General features: G+C 39.3%; 15 protein-coding genes and 1 tRNA gene. 12 read left to right on the top strand and 4 right to left on the bottom strand.

Annotated elements, in window-relative coordinates; translation table 11 throughout:
* The 5 genes from ssuE to QI031_RS11975 all read left to right on the top strand — a co-directional run bounded on the left by ssuE (window position 1) and on the right by QI031_RS11975 (window position 5,148).
* On the top strand, window positions 1–567 hold the full coding sequence (gene ssuE, locus QI031_RS11995) for an NADPH-dependent FMN reductase (RefSeq protein WP_281485374.1): 567 nt from the start codon (window positions 1–3) through the stop codon (window positions 565–567).
* Window positions 568–692: 125 nt separating this feature from the next.
* A complete protein-coding gene (gene sfnG / locus QI031_RS11990) occupies window positions 693–1,790 on the top strand; it encodes a dimethylsulfone monooxygenase SfnG (protein WP_281485373.1) in 1,098 nt (365 codons plus the stop codon).
* A gap of 157 nt (window positions 1,791–1,947) precedes the next feature.
* A complete protein-coding gene (locus tag QI031_RS11985; RefSeq protein WP_281485372.1) occupies window positions 1,948–3,153 on the top strand; it encodes an SfnB family sulfur acquisition oxidoreductase in 1,206 nt (401 codons plus the stop codon).
* 84 nt (window positions 3,154–3,237) lie between these two features.
* Entirely contained in the window at window positions 3,238–4,422 is a 1,185-nt protein-coding gene (locus tag QI031_RS11980) for an acyl-CoA dehydrogenase family protein (protein ID WP_281485371.1), read from the top strand.
* A gap of 492 nt (window positions 4,423–4,914) precedes the next feature.
* A complete protein-coding gene (locus QI031_RS11975) occupies window positions 4,915–5,148 on the top strand; it encodes an EF-hand domain-containing protein (RefSeq protein WP_281485370.1) in 234 nt (77 codons plus the stop codon).
* Between the two features lie 497 nt (window positions 5,149–5,645).
* Here QI031_RS11975 and QI031_RS11970 read toward each other — a convergent pair whose 3' ends face one another.
* Complete coding sequence (locus tag QI031_RS11970; RefSeq protein ID WP_281485369.1) at window positions 5,646–7,388, bottom strand: DUF3352 domain-containing protein; 1,743 nt, start codon at window positions 7,386–7,388, stop codon at window positions 5,646–5,648.
* A 246-nt stretch (window positions 7,389–7,634) separates the two neighbouring features.
* Window positions 7,635–9,284, bottom strand: a complete 1,650-nt coding sequence (locus QI031_RS11965; protein WP_281485368.1) for an ABC transporter substrate-binding protein — start codon at window positions 9,282–9,284, stop codon at window positions 7,635–7,637.
* 146 nt (window positions 9,285–9,430) lie between these two features.
* On the opposite strand from QI031_RS11965, the gene QI031_RS11960 reads away from it, so the two are divergent.
* The 7 genes from QI031_RS11960 (at window position 9,431) to QI031_RS11930 (ending at window position 20,632) form a co-directional block, all read left to right on the top strand.
* Entirely contained in the window at window positions 9,431–10,906 is a 1,476-nt protein-coding gene (locus QI031_RS11960; protein WP_281485367.1) for a dolichyl-phosphate-mannose--protein mannosyltransferase, read from the top strand.
* A 595-nt stretch (window positions 10,907–11,501) separates the two neighbouring features.
* Window positions 11,502–13,799: a sensor histidine kinase gene (locus QI031_RS11955; protein ID WP_281486005.1), complete on the top strand. Its 2,298-nt coding sequence runs from the start codon at window positions 11,502–11,504 to the stop codon at window positions 13,797–13,799.
* Entirely contained in the window at window positions 13,753–14,199 is a 447-nt protein-coding gene (locus tag QI031_RS11950; RefSeq protein WP_281485366.1) for a response regulator, read from the top strand. The genes QI031_RS11955 and QI031_RS11950 overlap by 47 nt, the downstream gene beginning before the upstream one ends.
* Window positions 14,200–14,428: 229 nt before the next feature.
* Window positions 14,429–15,592, top strand: a complete 1,164-nt coding sequence (locus tag QI031_RS11945; protein WP_281485365.1) for a hybrid sensor histidine kinase/response regulator — start codon at window positions 14,429–14,431, stop codon at window positions 15,590–15,592.
* Window positions 15,593–16,646: 1,054 nt separating this feature from the next.
* Window positions 16,647–17,363 carry a hypothetical protein gene (locus QI031_RS11940; RefSeq protein WP_281485364.1) on the top strand — a complete coding sequence of 239 codons (717 nt, stop codon included), beginning with the start codon at window positions 16,647–16,649 and terminating at the stop codon, window positions 17,361–17,363.
* 55 nt (window positions 17,364–17,418) lie between these two features.
* A complete protein-coding gene (locus QI031_RS11935) occupies window positions 17,419–19,095 on the top strand; it encodes a tryptophan halogenase family protein (RefSeq protein WP_281485363.1) in 1,677 nt (558 codons plus the stop codon).
* Between the two features lie 19 nt (window positions 19,096–19,114).
* A complete protein-coding gene (locus QI031_RS11930; protein WP_281485362.1) occupies window positions 19,115–20,632 on the top strand; it encodes a flavin-containing monooxygenase in 1,518 nt (505 codons plus the stop codon).
* Between the two features lie 258 nt (window positions 20,633–20,890).
* Here QI031_RS11930 and gltX read toward each other — a convergent pair whose 3' ends face one another.
* Together gltX and QI031_RS11920 are read right to left on the bottom strand one after the other, a co-directional pair.
* Complete coding sequence (gene gltX / locus QI031_RS11925) at window positions 20,891–22,342, bottom strand: glutamate--tRNA ligase (protein WP_281485361.1); 1,452 nt, start codon at window positions 22,340–22,342, stop codon at window positions 20,891–20,893.
* Window positions 22,343–22,489: 147 nt separating this feature from the next.
* Window positions 22,490–22,563: transfer RNA gene (locus QI031_RS11920), tRNA-Asp, on the bottom strand.
* Window positions 22,564–22,696: the final 133 nt, after the last annotated feature.

Genomic DNA, 22,696 nt, shown 5'->3' with positions numbered 1-22,696 from the left:
ATGACTAATATTTTAGCGATCGCTGGTAGTCCTTCTCATCCATCTAGAACCTACGCCATTTTGGAATATGCCGCCAAGCTTTTACAACAACAGGGCTTGGATGTTGACATTATTTCAGTTCGTGATTTTCCGGCTGAAGACTTGGTTTTTGGACGATATGATAGCCCAGCTTTAGAACAGCCAAAAGCCTTATTAGAAAAAGCTGATGGTGTAATAATTGCCACCCCAATTTACAAAGCTGCTTACACAGGCGTACTCAAAGCTTTTTTGGATTTGCTGCCGCAAAAAGCATTGTCAGGAAAAGTCATACTACCAATCGCCACTGGTGGGACAATCGCTCATTTATTAGCGGTTGAGTATGCCCTGAAGCCGATCTTATCTGAGTTAGGCGCACGACACATACTTGCCAGCTTTTATGGAGTAGATAAACAAATTCAACTGGAAACCGATGGTAGTTTGCAGCTTGATGAGGATATTGAGCAAAGGCTCAACGATGCTCTCAAAGAATTGATCGAAGCGGTGAAATATTCTCCGATAGAGTCTCCAGAATTAGCTCATGCGAATTAAGTCATTAATAGGACTTACGCACTCTTTACTAATTCTTGGCGCTCTTGGCGACTTGGCGGTTCGATAAATTAAGCTTTTTGGTCATTTTTGCGTAAGTCCTATAAATATAAAAAGAGGTGCAGATCGTGGTGGATATTAAGTTTGCATATTGGATTCCCAATGTCAGTGGTGGATTAGTTGTTAGTAAAATTGCTCAACGCACAGATTGGACATTCGATTACAATGCCCAACTCGCTCAAACTGCCGAACAGGTAGGCTTTGACTATGCCTTAGCACAAGCTAGATTTATTGCCAGCTACGGTGCTGAGTATCAACTAGAGGCATTGACTACAGTTGCAGCTTTGGCACCTGTAACCGAACGGCTGAAATTAATTGCCGCAGTTCATCCAGGATTATGGCATCCAGGTGTAGTTGCCAAGATGGGTGCAACAATTGATTTTATTTCTAAAGGTCGCTTTGCTCTAAATGTTGTCAGTGGATGGTTTAAAAATGAATTCACAATTTATGGTGAACCGTGGTTAGATCATGATGAACGCTATCGCCGATCTGAGGAGTTCATTCGCGTACTCAAAGGGATGTGGACAGAAGAAGAGTTCCACTTAAAGGGAGACTTTTACCGCATCAATGGTGGTTGGGTGAAGCCCAAACCAATTAATCAAAATCCCCATCCAGAAATCTTCCAAGGTGGTAACTCTAAAGCTGCACGACGGATGGCAGCGCGTGTATCTGATTGGTATTTCATGAATGGCAATACCATCGAAGGTGTGCGCGAACAAATTCAGGAAGTTTCTGCTCTAGCGGCTGAGGAAGGGCGTAAAGTCAAGTTTGGATTAAATGCCTTTATCATCGTCCGAGACACTGAAAAAGAAGCTCATGACGTACTGCGAGAGATTATTGCTCAAGCGGATAAAGAAGCTGTTGCAGGTTTTGGCGAAGCTGTAAAACAAGCCGGAACTTCAACTCGTGAGAAAGAGGGAATGTGGGCAAACTCTAATTTTGAAGACTTAGTGCAATATAACGACGGTTTTAAGTCAGGTTTGATTGGCACAGCAGATCAAGTTGCCGATCGCATTCGCCAATTCTACGAAGTTGGCGTGGATTTGATTTTAGGTGGCTTTTTACATTACAGCGATGATTTACCAGCTTTTGGTCGCACGGTAATTCCTTTGGTGCGGGAGATTGAATCGCGTCATCGCACATCTGAAGAGTTAGTAACTGCATAACATCAATATTTCCTTAACCTGAGTTACGACAACGCGGCTGATTCCGCCAAAAATATACAGGCAAAACTCTCCAAGATCATTTGGGATGTGGATATTACTTAATTTGGTTAATGCACCAATCACTAGAAATTTAATTGCAATTAAAAGAAGGTAAAACATGACATCTGTAATTAGTATCGAACAAAAAGCTCATGTAATTGTTGACGATACTGAAGCGATCGCGATCGCCCATCAATTAGCTGCTGAATTTGTCAAAGGAGATTCCGAACGAGACAGAGAAGGGAAGATACCTGTTGATGAGGTGAATAAATATTCTCAAAGCGGGCTGTGGGGAATTACAGTTCCCAAAGAGTATGGCGGTGCTTTTGTATCGAATGCCACCCTGGCAGAAGTAACTAAAATTATCTCCGAAGCTGATTCGAGTTTGGGACAAATTCCCCAAAATCATTGGTATATTGTGGAATCGATTCGGTTGGATGGGACGGAAGAACAAAAACGTTTTTTCTTTGACTTAGTATTACAAGGTAAGCGATTTGGTAACGCCTTTTCTGAAATTGGTACTAAATCAGTAACCGACGTGCAGACACGCCTAGAAAAGTCTGGAGATGGATACGTTCTCAACGGCAGGAAATTCTATTCTAGCGGAGCATTGGTAGCCGATTGGATTCCTGTCATTGCTCGTAATGATGACGATAAAACAGTGATTGCTCTGGTAGAAAGCGATACACCAGGCTTAAATGTCATTGACGATTGGAGCAGTTTTGGGCAACGTACCACCGCTAGCGGCACTACTATTATTGAGAATGTTCAAGTGTCCCAAGAGCGTGTGATTCCTCACTTCTTAGCCTTTGAACGTCCAACCACCCAAGGCCCCATCGCCCAAATTATTCAAGCAGCAGTAGATGTCGGCATTGCGAAAGCAGCTTTGAGAGAGACAATCCACTACGTTCACAACTATACTCGTCCCTGGATTGATGTTGAATTGGAACATGGTTACGAAGATCCCCTAACTATCTACAACGTCGGTAACATAGTTATCCAAGTTCATGCAGCCGAAGCACTGCTACGTCGTTCGGGTGAGTATATTGATCGAGCGATCGCCAAGCCAACTGATAGTAGTGTGGCAGAAGCTTCTATTGCTGTGGCAGAAGCAAAAGCACTGGCTGCGGAAGCGGCGATTTTAACAACTAACAAGCTGTTTGAATTGGCTGGTACTAAGTCTACCTTACGGCAATATAACTTAGACCGCCACTGGCGCAATGCTCGGACTCATACTCTACATGACCCCGTTCGCTGGAAATACTATGCCGTTGGTAATTTCTACTTGAATGGTGTTAATCCACCGCGTCATCCTTGGCTGTAAGCATTTGAGTGACTAAGTTGGAGCAGATAATACTGCTCTAACTGATTGGCATAATAATTCTCATGGTTGAGTAGGAAAAAACTTATGCAATTAGTCGAAACCAGAGAATCTGAAGATTACATTGTTTTAGCTAAATCTTTAGCTGATGAATTTGCCCAGACTGCGGTAGCACGCGACACCAAAGGCGGAACACCTAAACAAGAACGCGATCGCTTGCGCCAAAGCAACTTACTTAAACTAATCATACCTAAAGAGTATGGCGGTTTAGGGCAAACTTGGATCGTTACTTTCAAAGTTACCCGCGAGTTTGCCAAAGTTGATAGTTCCATTGCTCATATCTTCTCATACCACCATTTAGGTGTGGTTATTCCTCATATTTTTGGTTCAGTAGAACAGAAACAGCGATATTACTCAGAAACCATCCGTAATAATTGGTTTTGGTGCAATGCCCTCAACCCCCTAGATCGCAGAACAACTCTTACACCAGAAAATAATCATTTCCGTCTCAATGGGAGCAAAAGTTTTTGTTCAGGCTCTCAAGACTCAGATATATTACCAATCACTGCCACTAATCAAACAACTGGTAAATTAAACGTTCTGGCAATTCCTACCTTAAGAGAAGGTATTACCGTTCATGATGACTGGAATAATATGGGGCAACGCCAAACAGACAGCGGTAGCATTACTTTTGATAATGTATTGGTACATAGTCATGAAATTCTAGGTATTGGAGACAAACCAAGTCAACCTTTCGATACTATCCGCGCCTGTTTAACTCAATTGAATCTTGCTAATATCTACCTGGGAATTGCCGAGGGAGCTTTCGAGGCTGCTAAGTTATATACTAAAACCAGTACAAAACCCTGGCTGACATCAGGTGTAGAGGATGCGACCCAAGACCCGTATATTATCCAACACTATGGTAATATGTGGGTTGACCTCCAAGCAGCTAAGAGCTTGACTGACCAAGCGGGAGAATTACTACAAGTGGCTTGGGAAAAAGAATGGTCACTCACTGCCGAGCAACGGGGGGAATGTGCGCTTTATATCGCTACTGCCAAAGTTGCAGCGACTAGAGTCGGTTTAGATGTCACCAATCGCATCTTTGAAGTTATGGGCGCACGCGCTACGAGTGCGAAATATGGCTTTGACCGCTACTGGCGCAATCTCCGCACTTTCACTCTGCATGACCCAGTAGATTATAAAGTTAAAGATATCGGTAACTGGGCATTAAATGAGAAATTGCCAAAACCGGACTTTTATTCATAACTTACCAAAGTAGTCGTATTTTCCGCAAATTTGCTGTATCGTATTTATTCTGTGCGATTTTCAACACTCAACTGTTGCGAACCATGAAACCTATTAAAAAATCTGAAACGCCTATTTTTACGTCTTTTTTCAACAAAAGGATGTAAATGATCAAGCTGGGATGCGATCGCCTACATTTGTGATGATATCTGAGACTCAGGCTAGGAATAATATTTTTCTCTCCTCGTAGTAACAGAAGAGGGATTACCAGACATAAATTTAACTTTTATTCAGTTGTAATAACCTTGATGTTTTTAGCACTACAACCAAGCTTAGATTGAACAAACTTGAGAAGTTCCGCTTTATGTTGAAGCAACCATTCAGGGCGATAGAGCCTCTTAAGAAGAAAACATTGCTAGGTATAAAAAAGTAATGAAATTTTACTTAACTGTCCTTGCGTCTTTGTCAAGATTTTGAGATATTAACTTGAAAGATTAATTCAGATCAAAACTTATGGCAACCGAGCAAGAGCTTCAATCTCTTTTTAATGACTTAGATCGCGATCAAGACGGCAAAGTCTCCATTAATGAGCTTTTTTTAAGTCCTGGTTTAAGTGCAGTCATCTTATCAGAAACAAATACCAGTAGTCCCCAGGAGTTACTAGTACAGTATGATTCAGACCAAGACGGTAGTATTACCTTTGAAGAGTTAAAGGAAGCAGTTAAGAAAGCAAGTAATTTAAATTAACAGTCAAAAAAAGTTTATTACACTGGCTTTTTTTCTTGAAAAATTTGTTACAAAAAAGTCATTCCGTTGCGGGGTTCCCCGTGGATTTTTAGTTATCAAGGCTGCTGTTCTCAATCGTCTGCCATTACCGAATGGTAGGTTTTTACCTCAGCCTTGGCTAACCTTGACTTTACAAATCCATGTTTCTCAAATCACTCTCTCTACTGCCTGATTTTTAAACCCCTACCCTTAAAAGATATGCATCTTCATATAGAATTGGTATCACGCTAATCTTGATAAATTGGCATTAACTGTCAATCAACAGTGGGACGAAAAAGACGAACTTGAGCGTGAAGCAAGAGAAACTGTCCGGCTTATGCTTGATGACTTATTTATGTCACCCGGAACTTAATAACAAGCAACAGAATAAAGAAAAGGCAGGAACGCACCCCTTACGGGGAACCCGCAGGGATAAACCAATGCCAAAAATTTGGATACGGTTAAGTTAACCTTGGATCTTATTTTCTCGTGGGAGCCAAAACAAGCAAAATATCAAATTGTTCTCGATCTGGTCTTGTAGAAGTCGTGGCACTAATGCTGTACACTGAGCCGATAGTCTGTTTCCAGGGTTGAAAACTAGGGTCATTAAATATTGATGGTAAGAAACCATAAACCCATGACAATAAAGACCCCATATTTACATAGAAATATCCGTGGTTAGGATAAGGTAAAGAATTAGTAGCAGTTGTGAAATTATAAGTTGTAGGTAGCAGTATGTATGGCTGTGGTACTAAGTCTGCGATCGCTCCGAATCCAGTGGCCACAATCGCAGTATTATTATCTACCCAACTATAAGCCAATAAGCTTTGTGAAGCATCTCCTCCCACATCCCAACTAGTGACAGTGTGACCCTTGATATTGTGAGTATTGACCTTCACTCCTCCCCCGGAGAACGACTTGACAAACTGATCTAGCTTTTTAAAAGTGGTATCTGCGGTAGTGCGATCGCTTGTTTGTACAGCCAAGCCGATCCCTAAATTAAAGTTTGCGCCGACTAATTTAAACAATCCGCCTTTAGTAGGAAATAAGAAAAAACCATATTCCCCATCCATCCAACCTAAGATATCTTGTTCTAAATCTAGTCCTGTGCTGCTACGAACAAAACTACGCAACGTTTCGAGCATATCTTTAAGTTGTGCCTTTGTGGCCAACCCTTTAGCTATCTGTTGCCATTGGTAGCTGAGATTTTGACCAGTAAAAGCCGAGTAAGTAGCCCCAGGCATTCGATCTAAAATAGTCTCAGTTTTTTTGAGATTAACTTTACCTTGTTTAGATTGGGAAGTTTGGTTGTAAGCGTTAATTTGAAAGCGCAGCCCTTCTGGTTGTAATGTCAAAAAGCCATTGATAATGCCGTATTTATTTAATTGTTCCAGGTTGAGAGTGTCAACACTCAATATAGGAAACGGCAGACTTGGATCTTTAGAGATGTCACTAATTAAGGGAAGAAATGTAGCTAAATTTTCATACAATGTAAACAGCACCTGACCTGATTGAGAATACTGGATTGTCTGTTGAAACTGAGAATTTTTAGCTAAAGTGGCGTTGTTTTGTTGGGCATCGATTAACTGCTCAATTGGTTGAGCTGTGATGCCTGTAACAACGTATCCTGGTAGAGTAGCGATCGCAATCCCGCGTTTTTTGGTCAACCAATTTGGCTTCACCAAATCCGGTGCAGCAGACAACTTCAGTTTTTTTAGGGATGTGGTAGGTAATTTGTTTGTAGGTGATTCTACTGGGGAGGCTGGCAGTTCTAATATGGTAATACCCTTGTACTGCCGTGTTTTTACCCGTGGTGTATTTTTCTTAAGTTGATCCAGCAATAACTGCAAGCGTGTGTCATTTTTGACGGGAGCCAGCATGAGAAAATTAGCATCTATGCTAGCAGTAGTAGATTCCACTTTTGGCATAAATACAATTGCTACTTGATCTCCTAACCAAGATTCAATATCTTTGGCATAGTCAAACTGCAAAGTGGGCGGTAAAAATTGCGCTGCTGCTGTAAAAGCTGTTTGAAATAACTGAAAGCGACTTAAAGTAGCCCAAGTTGCTTTTTTTGTATTCACTAAACCTACTAATGGTGTGTCGGTTGGTAAAACATTGGCAATCATGGGTATTGAAGATGGTGGCTTCTCAGTAGGTTCTTGTACAGGCGCAACTGTTAAAGCCGCAAGCAGTGATAACGTAGCAATTGGTAATGCCATTATTTTTTGTCTTTATAGTTTTTGAGATTTAGGAGATACTTAAGATAGTTTTCATTGCCTAAATCTACGCTGTCGTTATCAATTTCTAGCCTATATCAAGAATAACCCGCAACAGCAGCGATCGCTCTAATACAAGTGATGCTAAATTGTTCCTTTTAGTGATTAATATCCAAATATCCATATTGCGTTAAATAGGTAAGGCTTTATTTTCTTTCTCGCACTCGCAGCCTTACCCTTTTTAGTTGACTACTTTTTGATTGTTTTGTAAATCAGGTTTTGAGTAGGATCAAGTTTTACATCGCTAATGCCTTTTTGAGCAAATACATAATCTTTGTTTTGCCAGAGGGGAACGTAAGGCACATCATTAGTAACTTGTGTTTGAATTTCTGCGAAAATCTTTTGACGCGCTTGGGGGTTTTGTTCTTTACGTTCTTGATCAATCAACTGATTCATGGTTTCGCTATAGTAAAACGAACCTTGAGTTTGACTGCCACCATCTTCGCATCCTTTAGCTGCTGAACCTTTTTGACAAGCTAAAAACGGCTGAATATAGTTATCTGGATCTAAAAAATCTGGATACCAATCGAGTAAAGCTGCTGGATATAAACCCTTGGAGATGTCTTTAAAAAAGGTAGGCCCTTCTACAGTAATGACTTCAAATTGCAGTATCCCGTCCATTTTGGTATCAGCTAATGATTTAAGTGTCTGTGCTGCTAAACTGCGAGTTGGTGAACTAGAAGGATACCAAACTTGAACTTTTGCGGGGTTTGTTTTGGAGAAACCAGCACTAGTTAATAATTGTTTAGCTTGATCAAATTTAGCATCGCCATATTTATCCTTAAATAATGGCTGGGAAACATCAAAGGTAGTGGGAATCATGCTGTAAAGCGGATCAGCTTGATTATATAAAACTCGTTGATTAATTAATGGACGGTCAATTATGGCTGCAACAGCTTGTCTAACTTCTGGTTTATCTAAAGGTTGCTGATTGCGGTTCAACACCAAATAACTAACTACGCTACTTTGGGCAGTAATGGCTTGCCAATTTCCTTTTTTCGCACTTTCTTCTAAGCTACGGACTTGATCTGGTTGCAAAGATAAGTAAGCGACATCTACTGCACCTGTGCGAAAGGCATTAAATAAATTCACCGGACTAGTTTGAATTTGGATGTTAATACCTTTGTTGGCTGGTTTGTTTCCCCAGTATTTGTCAAAGACATCAAATCGCAGTGAATCTGTACCATACTGGGCTAACTTGTATGGGCCAGTCCCGACAAAAGTATTCGGTTTAAATTTACCCGGTGCAATTTCGTAAACTTTAGGTGAAACTGCACACACTCCAGAAAATGCTAACAGTGAGGGAAATGCTGCAAAGGGCTTTTTCAGCTTGATTGTGAGTTCGTTTTCACCTGTGGCTTTCACTGATGCCACTGTATCTGCCAGCAGGAAGGAAGGCTTACCCTTATTTTCTATAAAACGCTGGATGCTAAATGTCATGGCTTCAGCGTTGAAAGGAGTTCCATCGTGAAAAACCACTCCTTGGCGTAAGGGAATTGTATAAGTTAAACCATCCGCACTGACTTGAGGTAATGCTGTAGCTAATTGAGGCTTAATTTCCGTACTGCCTGGTTCGTAATAATAGAGGCGATCGCTTAAATTAATTACTAAACCCAAAGATGCTAATTCATAAGCATCAGCAGGATCAAGGGTTCTCGGCTTCAGGGTTGTCCCGATAGTAATACGACCATCGCCTGTAGTGCCACTCCCAGAATTAGATGGGGTAGTTGTTTGGGGACGAGGCGCACAGCTAATCACTAAAAATAAACATAAACAAAATAAAGATAAGAATTGTGTAATCCTATTCCACCGTCTCATAGATAAACAAAACCAAGTCATATTATTTAAATGTTTGAAATCAGAAGTCAGCTATCATACTATACATTTGGCTCTTACCCCAAAATTTTCACAATCAATGTGGGCGACATGCATATTAACGTGAGTAATAGGTCTAATTTTTGTGTTAACAGGGTTTAGAGTGACTGATGACTAAAAAGTGGTTCCGAGTTGGACTTACGGGTATATTTCTACTCTCACTTGCCTTGCGGTTTTGGGGAATAGACAGATTTAACACTTTGGTATTTGATGAAGTTTATTATGCCAAATTTGGTAATAACTATCTTACCCATGTGCCATTTTTTGATGGTCATCCACCATTAGGTAAATATATGATAGCAATCGGAATATGGCTAGGTAGTCATGTTCCATTTTGGCATGAGACGGTAAATGGGCTAACAGGTTCGCTGCGATCGCCTTGGAGTTATCGCTGGATGAATGCCTTTTGTGGGTCATTTATTCCTGTAATTGTGACGGGTATTGCTTATCAGTTAAGTTATCGTCGCAGTTTTGCTTTACTTGCTGGCTTATTCACAGCCTGTGATGGCATCTTTCTTGTCGAGTCTCGCTATGCCTTGATTAATATTTATATAGTTTTGTTTGGTTTATTAGGGCAGTTATTGTTCTTATTAGCATTGGCAAATCGCAGACAAAAAAGAACATTTTACTTAATATTTGCTGGCATAGCTTTTGGGGCATCAGTTGCTACGAAGTGGAATGGTTTATTTTTTCTGTTAGGTATATATCTAGTTTGGAGTATCAGTTTGATATGGCAACGAATAGCTAAAATAATAAAGCAGTCAACAGATGTTATAGATGATTTTCCTGCTAATATGCCAATTCCTCAGCCATCTTTGCTGCAAAATTTAACCCAATTAAATATTATCCAAATTATCTTTTTTCTAGGAATTGTTCCCCTTGCAGTTTACAGTTTAATTTGGATTCCTCATTTACAATTAAATCCTAAATATGGATTGATAGAAATACATAAGCAAATATTGGCGTTTCACGAAAATCTAGGTGGTAATACTGCCAAAGTTCATCCTTACTGTGCTGCTTGGTATAAATGGCCTTTGATGACTCGACCAATAGCTTATTATTATCAAACGGCTCAAAGTTTTAGCGATCCCCTACCTGTGTTGGGGCCTCCTTTGCCTGCTGGTGCTGGAAAAGTGATTTATGATATCCATGCAATGGGCAACCCTTTTTTGTGGTGGTTTGGTCTGACAGCTATTATATTTTTATTGAGTTTGTTAATCGGACAAATTATTATATATGCGATGCGGCACAAGCGTATATTCGTCAATAAAACGCTAGGTATTGATACATGGATTGCCTTATATTTAGTGTCCAACTATGCCGTTAATTTAGTACCTTGGATGAAGGTAACAAGGTGCGTTTTTATTTACCATTACATGACGGCTGTAATATTTGCATTTTTAGCGATCGCTTGGTTTGTTGATCAATGTCTTCGTAGTTATTATCAGCAGGTTCGGGTAGTAGGTGTCACTATTACTTTTATTATTTTGGCTGCGTTTATTTTTTGGATGCCTGTTTATTTAGGTCTACCCCTTACTCCTGAAGGTTATAAACCTTTGCGGATGTGGTTTAACTCTTGGATTTGATTTGCATAAGTAGCCATCATCAACTACGTATACCAGATGAAAATGGGCATGGGGCATGGGGGAAAGGGTTTATTTCTTCATCCTTTACCCTTTACCCAAAGCGCAATTTCAAGTTAAAAATGCTTAACCGAACAGTATTGGAGGTGTACTTCATTTACTTGCAAAATGCTGTATTTTTACAAAAAATCTTGAGTTTTACATCAAAATACTAACTTGGATAAAAAAATTATTTATTTTTCACATAAGTACATGTACGATACATTGTTCAATCATTTATTTTTTTATATTTCTTGTCTGTATTCAGCTTTACTGCCTGCTAAACTGTAAATCGCAAGTAACTTAAAGATCAACACTGCAAAATTTAACTGAGGGACTAAAAGTTACCAATTATAAATAATTCTGAATTTGACAGAAATGGCAGATAATAAATGAGCCATAATGCTAAAAAACACAGAATAAGTAAGTTTTTAGCCTTCATCATTTCATTTGACTCAATTCCCAAAAAGCAAATACTTCTTATATACTTAACATCTAAGTAGTGTTTCTACCTGACGTATACTCTACTTTGGATGCTCCCAAATAATGGAGGATCATGATGAGAATAGATTTACAATTGCCAGATATTAATGTAAATAGCTTAAAAGAAGCTCCAATTCATCTTTTTAGACAAATTCAGCCTCACGGGGTGCTTTTAGTTTTAGAAGAGCCGGAATTAAAAATCTTACAAATTAGTAGTAATACCTGGAATGTTTTCGGTATCAATCCCGAAAATATGTTGCACAAAAAGCTTGAAGATTTACTTGATCCCTTCCAAATTGAAAGAATTAAAGTTGGATTATCAGAAGATAATCTGGAATTTATCAATCCTACAAAAATTTGGGTGAGAAAGAAAGGTGATGATTACGTAGTATTCGACGCAGTTTTTCACCGGAATGCAGAAGGATTTTTGATTTTAGAATTAGAACCAGCTATTTCACGGGAAAATATTCCCTTTTTAAGCTTTTATCATCTAGCGAGAGCTTCCATTAATCAGTTAGAAAAAACCTCAAATCTGCGTGACTTTTGTCAAATTATTGTCCAAGAAGTGCGAAAAGTCACGGGATTTGATCGGGTGATGCTGTATAAATTTGATGATGATGGGCATGGTTCTGTAGTTGCAGAAGAAAAACTAGCAAGTCTAGAACCCTATCTAGGACTACATTATCCCGAATCAGATATTCCCAAACCAGCTAGAAAATTATTTGCTTCTAATTCGATTAGATTAATCCCGGATGCTTACGCCGAACCTGTACAAATTTTACCTGCGAATAATCCGGTTAGCGATCGCCCTGTTGATTTAACTAACTCAATTCTTAGAAGTGCTGCTTCTTGTCATACAGAATACTTACACAATATGGGTGTAGGTGCTTCGTTGACTATCTCGTTAATTAAAGACCAAAAACTTTGGGGATTAATTGCTTGCCATCATCAATCACCCAAATATGTTTCCTACGAGTTACGCAAAGCATGTGAATTTTTGGGACGAGTCATATTTTCAGAAATCTCAGCCAGAGAAGAAACAGAAAACTACGATTATCGCATGAGTTTGACACACATTCAATCACTTTTGGTTGAATATATGTCTCAAGAAGAAAACTTTATTGATGGTTTAGTTAAACACCAGCCAAATCTCCTCAATTTAACCAGCGCTCAAGGAGCAGCTGTATGTTTTGGCGACCATTGTACAGTGATTGGTGAAACTCCTCAAGAAGAAGACCTCAATTATTTAGTTCAGTGGCTCAAGAATAACGTTGATGAAGAAGTTTTCTACACAGATTCTCTGCCACAAGTTTATCCGGATGCCGAAAGATTTAAGAATGTTGCCAGCGGTTTATTAGCGATTCCGATTTCTCGGCGTAATTATGTTTTGTGGTTTCGACCGGAAGTAATTCAAACTGTTAATTGGGGTGGTGATCCTCATAAAGCGTTTGAAGTAAGCCAAACAGAAGGAAATGTGCGTTTGTGTCCGCGCAAATCATTTGAACTGTGGAAAGAAACCGTTCGTCTCACATCTTTACCTTGGCAATATGTAGAAGTAAAAGCAGCCTTAGAACTACGCAAAGCTATTGTGAATATTGTGCTGCGTCAAGCTGATGAATTGGCACAGTTAGCTCAAGATTTAGAACGTTCTAATGCCGAACTGAAAAAGTTTGCCTACGTCGCCTCCCATGATTTGCAAGAACCACTCAATCAAGTAGCAAATTATGTGCAGTTATTGGAGATGCGCTATCAAGGAGAACTTGATGAAGATGCTAATGAATTTATCACTTATGCTGTAGAGGGAGTCAGCCTCATGCAGACATTGATTGATGACGTACTGGTATACTCAAAAGTGGATACTCAGGCGATCGCTTTTCAACTAACTGAAGTAGAGACAGCCTTAGAGCGCGCTCTCAGTAATTTACGTCAACGCATTTTAGAAACTGGGGCTACAATCACCCACGATGCTCTACCGACAGTGATGGCTGGTAGCACACAGCTAATGCAACTATTTCAGAATCTAATTGCCAACGCCATTAAGTTCCGTAGTGACCAACCACCACAAATTCATATAGGAGCAGAAAGACTAGAGGATGAATGGTTGTTCTGGGTAAAAGATAATGGTATTGGCATTGATCCCCAGTTTAGCGATCGCATTTTCGTCATCTTTCAACGTCTGCATACACGGGATGAGTATCCCGGTACAGGTATGGGCTTAGCGATATGCAAGAAGATTATTGAATGTCACCGGGGTCGGATATGGGTTGAGTCACAACTAGATGAAGGCGCAACCTTCTACTTTACGATTCCAGTCGGAGGACGTGAGCGTGAGCGTAGAAACGGAAGAAAAACACAAAACAATATTTTTGGTTGAGGATAATAAAGCCGATATCCGCTTAATTCAAGAAGCCTTAAAAAATAGCTTAGTGCCTCACCAAGTGGTGATAGTTAGAGATGGCGTAGACGCTATGGCTTTTTTACGTCAAGAAGGCGAGTATGCTGATGCACCCCGCCCCGACTTGATTTTGCTAGACTTAAACTTGCCCAAAAAGGATGGTCGAGAGGTGCTGGCCGAGATCAAAGCTGACCCTGTACTCAAACGCATTCCAGTAGTAGTATTGACAACCTCAAAAAACGAGGATGACATTTTCCATAGCTACGACTTGCATGTAAACTGCTACATCACTAAATCTCGCAACCTCAATCAGCTATTCCAAATTGTCAAGGGAATTGAGGATTTCTGGCTTTCTATCGTTACATTACCATCGCAATGAAGTAGGGGAGGCAGGGGAAGCAGGGGAGCAGGGAGCAGGGAGCAGGGAGAAATATTGAAAATGAGGTACAAATTCAGGGTATTTTCTTAACTCCCCTCTGCACCCTGTACTCTGCCCCGGTTACTGAGTTTAGCCTGAGCGCAGCCGAAGGGCGTAGTCGAAGTGCTGCCCCATGCCCAATTATTAACTTTCAAGATAGAGGGACACCAAAAGGTGAAACCAGAAGATTATGACTGCGAGCTACTTAGTAAAAATCTTGTTAATTGAGGACAATCTGGCTGAAGCTAGGCTGTTGCAAGAGTTTCTGAAGCAAGCCCAGTCCAAAGAGTTTACACTGGTTCATGTCAAAAGATTACAAGAAGCTCTTCAAGAAATACGTAAAGATACTTATGATGTAATTCTGTTAGATCTTACTCTGCCTGACAGTCAAGGATTGTCATCTTTGCCTCCTTTGATGATTAATGCTCCCAGCATCCCCATTGTTGTACTTACAAATACCAACGATGAAGAACTGGCAATTGAAGCAGTTCGACAGGGGGCGCAAGATTATCTAGTAAAACGACAGGTGAATACAGATGTTTTAGTTCGTTCTGTACATTATGCAATTGAACGTAAGCAAGTTTTAGAAACATTACGCACTGTTAATCAGTCATTACAAAGCCGAGTTGATGAACGAACTGCGGAACTGGTAAAAGCCAATGAACTTAACCAATTTAAATCGGAATTTGTTTCGATGCTCTCTCATGACATCCGCAATCCTTTAAATACTATTCTCTTGGCTGCTGGGTTGCTACAAAACAACGACGATAAATTAACTAAAGAGAAAAAACATACTCATTTACAGATGATTCGTTCGGCAATCAAAAATATGGCACAAATGTTAGATGAGGTGTCACTGATTGGTAGAGCTGATTCAGGTAAACTTTCGTGTCAATTTAGTCCCTTAAACTTAGAAGCATTCTGCCGTCAATTGGTTGAAGAAGCTCAACTCAATGTTAAAGAGAAGCATCTTACTTTAGTTTTCGCTAGTTTTGGAGAACTAACCGAGGCTGTATGGGACGAAAGTTTGTTGCGTCACATATTAGGTAATTTACTCGGCAATGCGATTAAGTATTCATTACCTGGCGGTCAAGTTCAGTTTCAGCTAATTGCTCAAGAACACTCAGTCATATTTCAGATTCAAGATTGGGGCATTGGCATTCCTCAAAACGACCAAAAACAACTCTTTCAGCCTTTCCATCGGGCAGAAAACGTCGGTACAACCCCAGGCACTGGCTTGGGATTAGCAATAGTCAAAAAGTGTGTTGATGCATACGGAGGTAAGATTACAGTTAATAGTGAAGTTAGCTTCGGTACAACATTTACTGTCACACTACCTTTGATCAAAAGTTAAAAGCAAGATACAGCACTTATCGTTTTAGTGAGGTACATCTTGTTGAGTTCAGGGACTAGGAGCTAGTGGTCTGTCAAATCAAAAATGACAGGTGGAGGTAGGCTTCGGGGCTATTAGCAGGGAGCAGAGGGGAAAGATTCTCTCCCTTGCGCCCTGCCCCCCTGCTAGGTCTACACGGCAATATTGGGTTGGTGAACTACTAGTGTTACTAGGCGTTTTTCTGTGACTTTTTTGCCGACTCTTAATCAATCTCAGCGTAGACACATTGGCGAAGCCTTCTCGAAAACTAGAAGCTTGTCAGAATAAAAATATTTAATGGTATAATTTACTTCACAAAATATAGCATAAACTACTTAATATGCTGTGAAAAATGTAATTTTCGTCACTCAGTATTAGTTTAAGTGTATTAATTAAAGTTTTATAAACACGGATAATTACTGTTATCTTTTTTAAGAAAAAAATACAACAATGATGGTATAGTTTCAAGCTTTAAACAATTAACTATATTTTGCAACACATTAACAGTAGGGTAAGTAGAAAATATGTGCTGTATTCAATGTGATGTAATAGTAAATTGTTTTTCAAGATAATCTACTGACAACTTTAATTAATTAAAGTTAGTTCTCCTTTAATTTATGAGCTTTGTGTTCTTTTTAACCTATATGTTCTTGATGAAGTAACTAATTTTTTCTAGATTGAATAGTTTAAAACTGATTTTTAAATTTATGCATTTAGATAGTAAATCGCTGTGAAAATTTGTTTAACGCATCCAATAATCATTACTATGATGATCTATTTTTTGTATTGAGCAGAGAATAACTTTCCCCAACAGCTTGTTTTAAGCTCTCACAAGAATTAGTGTAGATAATAACTCTTGATGAGTAAAACAGATAAATTACATCTAATTTATCTTTAAATCTTGCGATCTCTATTTTGACAGCAACTAATATTTTATTTCTTACTATCTGAAGTCTTTGCACTATTTAGTAATTTTGTTGCTGATTTTATCTACATTTACAGACAAAACCTAACCTTTGAAATAGGCTTACTAAACATGAAAGATGTACTTATACAAATTGAAAACAAAAAACAAGAGTTTTCTCAATTGCCATTATTCGATTTTATGCAAAACAAAAGCATAGATCCCAGGCAGAGATTAGCTTGGTCACCTTGCGCGGCTCCCTTCGTGATGGGTTTTGGGGAACTAAATAAGTATTTTTTACGAGCAGAACCAACGGATGATCCTATTCAAAAACTTATTAATAAACATACTTATGAAGATGACCATCATTGGTTATGGTTTTTAGAAGATTTGAAAAACTTAGAAGTTGACAAATCCATGAAATTTAGTGATGCATTAAGATTTTTGTGGAGTGAAGAAACCAAAAATGCTCGTTGGTTAAACTATCAACTTTATCGATATACATTGCAAGCTACTCCTATCCAGAAGTTGATAGTAATTGAAGTCACTGAAGCTACTGGCAATGTTATGTTTTCAACTGCTGCCAAAGTTGGTAAAGAAATTAAAGAAATTACTCAAAAAGAATGTAGATATTTTGCGGATTTTCATCTAGCTGTGGAAACTGGACACATGGCAGGTTCATCAACAGATATTGGTCAATTTATCAAAGACATTACATTGCCAGAACAAACTCGACAAGAAGCCTTTAAATTGGTCGACAAACTATTTACAGTATTTACAAAGTTTACAGATGACCTTTTGGTTTATGCCAATACTCATAAAGTTAATTATCCATTAAAAATTGGATAATTAACTTATTCAACTGAGAAAACACGTCTTTTAAAAAATAGGAGTAATTTATAATATGTCCGACGAATATATTAAGAATATTGTAATCGTTGGTGGTGGTTCTGCTGGTTGGATGACTGCTGCTTATCTAAGCAAAGCTTTAGATAAAAATGTTCATATTACTTTGATTGAATCATCTAATATCACAACAATTGGAGTTGGCGAGGCAACTTTTAGTACTATCAAGTTATTCTTTGATTTTCTGGGTTTACAAGAATATGAATGGATGCCCAAATGTCATGCTACCTATAAAATGGGGATTAAATTTGTTGACTGGAATGCTAAAAGACAACATTTTTATCATCCCTTTCAGAGATATGAAGTAATAGATGGTTTTGATATCTCTGAATGGTGGCTGAAAATCAAGAAAAATCAAGAACCATTCGATTATGCCTGTTTTTTAATACCCTGGCTATGTGACAATCAAAAATCTCCCAGATATCTGGATGGGCAGGTTTTTGATGAGAAAGTTCAAAATGAATTTTCCTCTCAACATATTGCTAAGAAAAATATCCTTAATAATTTAAAGATTCAGTACCCTTATGCCTATCATTTTGATGCTAATCTGCTGGCAAAATTTATGAAAGATTTTGCAATGTGTAGGGGTGTAAAACAAATTGTTGATGATGTGATAGATGTAAAGCTAACAGAAGACGGAAACATAGATCACATCAATACTAAAGAACATGGTAGTATTAATGGCGACATTTTTATAGACTGTACTGGTTTTCGTGGTCTGTTGATTAATAAAGTTTTGGGTGAGCCATTTATTTCTTATGCAGAGTCGTTACTTTGCGACAGCGCGATCGCCATGCAGTTACCAACCGATATGCAAAAAAACGGTATTAAACCCTATACAACAGCAACTGCACTAAACAATGGTTGGGTGTGGAATACGCCATTGTATAGCAGAAGTGGCTCAGGGTACGTTTACTCCAGTGCATTTATTTCTCCAGAGGAGGCTGAAAAAGAATTTAGAGAGCATTTGGGAGAAGCTTGTGATAATTGCAAAGCATCTCATATCAAGATGAAAGTTGGACGTAACCGCAACTCATGGGTGAAAAACTGCGTAGCAATTGGTCTTTCTAGTGGATTTGTAGAACCGCTAGAGTCTAGTGGAATCTTCTTCATTCAACATGCGATCGAAGAATTAGTTAATCATTTTCCCAATAAATCATCCAATGAAGAGATAATTAACAGTTACAACAAAGTTATTGCCGATTGCATAGATGGTGTCCGGGACTTCTTGATCCTCCATTACTATGCCAGTGACAGAGTAGACACAGAGTTTTGGAAGGCAACAAAGCACAATATTAAAGTTCCAGAAGAACTACGTGAAAAATTCAAGTTATGGAAAAATAGGCTGCCAAATAATAAAAACATCAATCCGAAATTTCACGGTTTTGAATCTTACTCTTATTCAGTTATGTTGCTGGGGTTAAATTACATGCCAGAAAGCAGCTTACCTGTTCTAGAGCATGTTGAAGACCAAAATGCCAAAGCCACATTTATGGCAATTCAAGAAAGAGCTAATTATCTAAGTGCTACTTTGCCCTCACATTATGAATACTTGACTCATGTGATCAAGTCTCAAGAACAGTCAGAGTATCTCGATGCAAATAACTTGGTTTCCTCGTATTCCAATGAAAATAACTTGGCTGGTTCAAAAGAATCTCTGCAAATAGTAGTGTAATAAACCTTTACATATTTATATGACGATTCAGCATATTTGTATCATTGGGGCTGGTATTAGTGGTTTAGTCGGAGCTAAGACCTTTACTGAAGAAGGTTACGAAGTAACTGTATTTGAGAAACAGAAAGGACTTGGTGGTGTATGGGAAAAGTCCCGGACTTATACAGGGCTAACTACTCAAAATCCCCGTGATACTTATGCTTTTTCTGATTATCCTATGCCTGCGTCCTATCCAGAGTGGCCTACAGCAGAGCAGGTAAGAAATTACTTGGAATCTTACGCGCAGAACTTTGGCATTTTAGAGAAGATTCAATTCCAAACAGAAGTCATTCAGGTTGAAAGGAAGACTGACATCCAACCAAAATGGGTAGTTAGCATCAACTCCCAGGATGATAATAAACCAAAGCAATACGAGTTTGATTTCGTCCTTGTATGTAACGGTCTGTTTAATATCCCAAAAGTGCATACATTACCTGGCAAGGAAGATTTTATCGCATCTGGAGGGCAGATATTACATTCCACCGAATTGAACGACATTTCCCAACTCCAGGGTAAGCGGGTAATCGTTGTTGGTTTTGGCAGATCTGCAACTGACATAGCCACCTCTGCTGCTACTTTAGCTAAAGAATGCACCCTTGTTTTCCGTCATACCTTGTGGAAAGTTCCGAAGTTTTTCTTCGGTTTAATCAATCTAAAGTACATTCTTTTAACCCGCTTTACAGAAGCTTGGTTGCCTTACCGTAATCTTCAAGGCATAGAATTAAAGTTACATACTATCGGCAAGCCCTTAGTGTGGGCTTTCTGGCAGATGAACCAAATTATCTTACGCTTGCAATTTGGTCTTGATGATTGTGGGATGTTGCCTGATCAATCCATGTCCCAATCGGTAAATTGTTCTACAGCGATCGCACCCGATAATTTTTATCAATATTTGAATACTGGCAAACTACAATCTAGAAAGACAACAATTGCCAAGTTTTGCAATAACGGAGTGGAATTAGCAAATGGTGAGCGATTACAAGCAGATATAGTCGTTTTCGGTATAGGATTTCGCCAAGACGTTCCTTTTCTGGAAGAAAAGTATCGTCAAATGCTAATCGATGACAAAGGCTACTTTCATCTCTACCGCAATCTTATTCACCCTGATATTCCTCAGCTAGGTTTTGTCGGCTATAATTCTAGTTTTTTTTCTCCATTAACTTCTGAAGTCGGAGCTTGGTGGTTAGCAGAATATGCTAAAGGCAATCTAGCTCTACCTCCACGCTCTGAAATAATCGAGGATATGGAGACAGAATTTCACTGGTGGCAAACTCACTGGTCGCAAGGTCGGGGTAGTGGAGGATGCATATCCCCATTTAACTTTCATCACCTCGAACAACTTATACAAGATATGGGGATAAAAAGTCACAGCAGAGGTTGGCAGAAACTTGTAGAAGTGATGATGCCAGTAAATCCATCCGCCTACAAAAATATTCGGCAACAATTGCAGGCAAAAAGGTCTTCATCTATAAATGATTCTGAAATATGTAGTATTTGAACAACAACTGTTGCTAATTAATATTCATTACAGAGTCACCTTTAACTAAGACTATAGCAGGTTGGGTTGACATTAGGAAACCCAACATTGTTGATGGACTGGTTGGGTTGCGCTGTGCTTAAACGCCACTTGCTACAACGTGGGAAACCCTTTCGGCAGTCGCTCACGGGGGAAACCCCCAAGACCGCGCTGCCTCATCAACGCAGTGGCTCCCCAACCTAGTTTTTTTCTTAACTGAACTGTATTGAACTATTGCCTTCAATCCCCGCCGCTAAGTGTGATTGCTTTAGTCAAACGCAAGTTGTCTAAATTAATTTGATTGAGGAGTAACCAAGATTGGATGAGGTCTGGGCCGTGAACATCTCCCGTTAAAGCGGCTCTAAGCGATCGCATCGCTAAGCCCTTTTTAACTTTTTGCTCTTTTACCACTTGCTTAATTATATCTTGTGCGATCGCTTCTGATAGTTGCGGTTGATTTTCTAAAGCCGTGAGAATTGCTTGCAGAACAACACTAGAACCTTCCTGTTTTAGTTGTTGGCTAGCTTCTTCACTAAATTCCACTGTCTCAGTGAAAAACAGTTGGCTCATCGCTACAGCATCTACTAAACGAGTCAAACTCTGGCTAATTAAAGTTACTAACTCTTCTAACCAAGGACGTTCTCGCCCTTTGTCAAATTGATATCCAGCTGCCTGCCAATAAGGTATAAGTAAATCTGTCAGTTTATCCGTCGGCATGTTGTGGAGATACTGACTATTTAACCAATCCAGCTTTGCCCAGTCAAATTTTGCCCCTGCTTTATTAACACGCTCAAAAGTAAACTCTTTTGCTGCTGTTTCTAAAGTAAATATTTCTTGAGTGGAGTCTGGAGGCGACCAACCCAGTAAAGTCATATAATTTACCAAACCTTCAGCAGTAAAGCCCATTTGCTGAAACTCAGAAATGGAAGTGACTCCATCCCGCTTAGAAAGTTTGCGTCCCTCCATATTCAAAATCAACGGTGTATGAGCAAAATCTGGTATTTTTGCTCCTAAAGCTTCATATAACAAAATTTGCTTGGCAGTATTGGCTATGTGGTCTTCTCCCCGGATAACATGGGTGATTTGCATATCTATGTCATCCACTACAACCACAAAGTTGTATAGCGGTTGACCAATACCATCTTCTGAGGCGCGAGCGATGACCATATCACCACCCAAATCACCGCCTTGCCAACTCATACTACCCCGCACTAAATCATTCCAGACGATTTCTCGGTCATCGGCAATTTTGAAGCGAATTACGAAACTACGACCTGCGGCTTGATAAGCTGCTTCTTCTTCTGGGGTCAGGTTACGGTGACGGTTATCGTAGCGAGGAGCTTCCCCTTTGGCTTTTTGAGTTTCTCGCAGTACTTCTAATTCTTCAGAAGTAGTGTAACAACGATAAGCTAATTTTTGCTCTAAGAGTTTTTCGACGGCTGCTCGATATAAATCTAGGCGTTGAGATTGGAAAAATGGCCCTTCATCCCAATTCAAGCCTAGCCAGCGTAAACCTGTGAGGATATTTTCAGTATATTCAGGACGCGATCGCTCTAGGTCTGTGTCTTCAACTCGCACAATAAATGTCCCGCCGTGGTGGCGGGCAAATAACCAGTTAAATACAGCAGTTCTAGCTGTACCAATATGTAAATTCCCAGTCGGGCTAGGTGCAATACGGACTCTAACAGTCACAGTTGATTCTCTCTTTCGCAAAGCATGATAAATGTAGCTTATAACAAGCATTAAATATAGAGTTAAAAAACTACGGACTCTAATAAATGGTCAGATGATTAGAGTGCCTAAAACTCAATACTTATTGATTGCTATTTGTATTTTAAACGGGACTGACGGGGCTCGAACCCGCAACTTCCGCCGTGACAGGGCGGTGCTCTAACCAATTGAACTACAGTCCCTTAATTGGCAACTTTGTTATTATGCCTATTTTTTTCTTCTTTGTCAAGTGTTTTCTAGTAAATCATTAAAAACTCCATCCACAAAGAAACAGACTTTTTAAACATTAATAATTCTGCCCCATGCCCTATGCCC

The sequence above is a fragment of the Halotia branconii CENA392 genome (assembly GCF_029953635.1).
Taxonomy (GTDB): Bacteria; Cyanobacteriota; Cyanobacteriia; order Cyanobacteriales; family Nostocaceae; genus Halotia; species Halotia branconii.
The sequence above is the reverse complement of the archived record's forward strand: the minus strand, read 5'-3'. Positions and strand labels throughout refer to the sequence as shown.

Excerpts from the sequence above, each read along its gene's own strand:
- QI031_RS11980 (WP_281485371.1), top strand. The coding sequence starts at position 3,238 with ATGCAATTAGTCGAAACCAGAGAATCTGAAGATTACATTGTTTTAGCT.
- QI031_RS11955 (WP_281486005.1), top strand. The coding sequence starts at position 11,502 with ATGAGAATAGATTTACAATTGCCAGATATTAATGTAAATAGCTTAAAA.
- ssuE (WP_281485374.1), top strand. The coding sequence starts at position 1 with ATGACTAATATTTTAGCGATCGCTGGTAGTCCTTCTCATCCATCTAGA.
- QI031_RS11960 (WP_281485367.1), top strand. The coding sequence starts at position 9,431 with ATGACTAAAAAGTGGTTCCGAGTTGGACTTACGGGTATATTTCTACTC.
- QI031_RS11975 (WP_281485370.1), top strand. The coding sequence starts at position 4,915 with ATGGCAACCGAGCAAGAGCTTCAATCTCTTTTTAATGACTTAGATCGC.
- QI031_RS11940 (WP_281485364.1), top strand. The coding sequence starts at position 16,647 with ATGAAAGATGTACTTATACAAATTGAAAACAAAAAACAAGAGTTTTCT.
- QI031_RS11965 (WP_281485368.1), bottom strand. The coding sequence starts at position 9,284 with ATGACTTGGTTTTGTTTATCTATGAGACGGTGGAATAGGATTACACAA.
- QI031_RS11945 (WP_281485365.1), top strand. The coding sequence starts at position 14,429 with ATGACTGCGAGCTACTTAGTAAAAATCTTGTTAATTGAGGACAATCTG.
- QI031_RS11985 (WP_281485372.1), top strand. The coding sequence starts at position 1,948 with ATGACATCTGTAATTAGTATCGAACAAAAAGCTCATGTAATTGTTGAC.
- QI031_RS11970 (WP_281485369.1), bottom strand. The coding sequence starts at position 7,388 with ATGGCATTACCAATTGCTACGTTATCACTGCTTGCGGCTTTAACAGTT.
- QI031_RS11935 (WP_281485363.1), top strand. The coding sequence starts at position 17,419 with ATGTCCGACGAATATATTAAGAATATTGTAATCGTTGGTGGTGGTTCT.
- QI031_RS11930 (WP_281485362.1), top strand. The coding sequence starts at position 19,115 with ATGACGATTCAGCATATTTGTATCATTGGGGCTGGTATTAGTGGTTTA.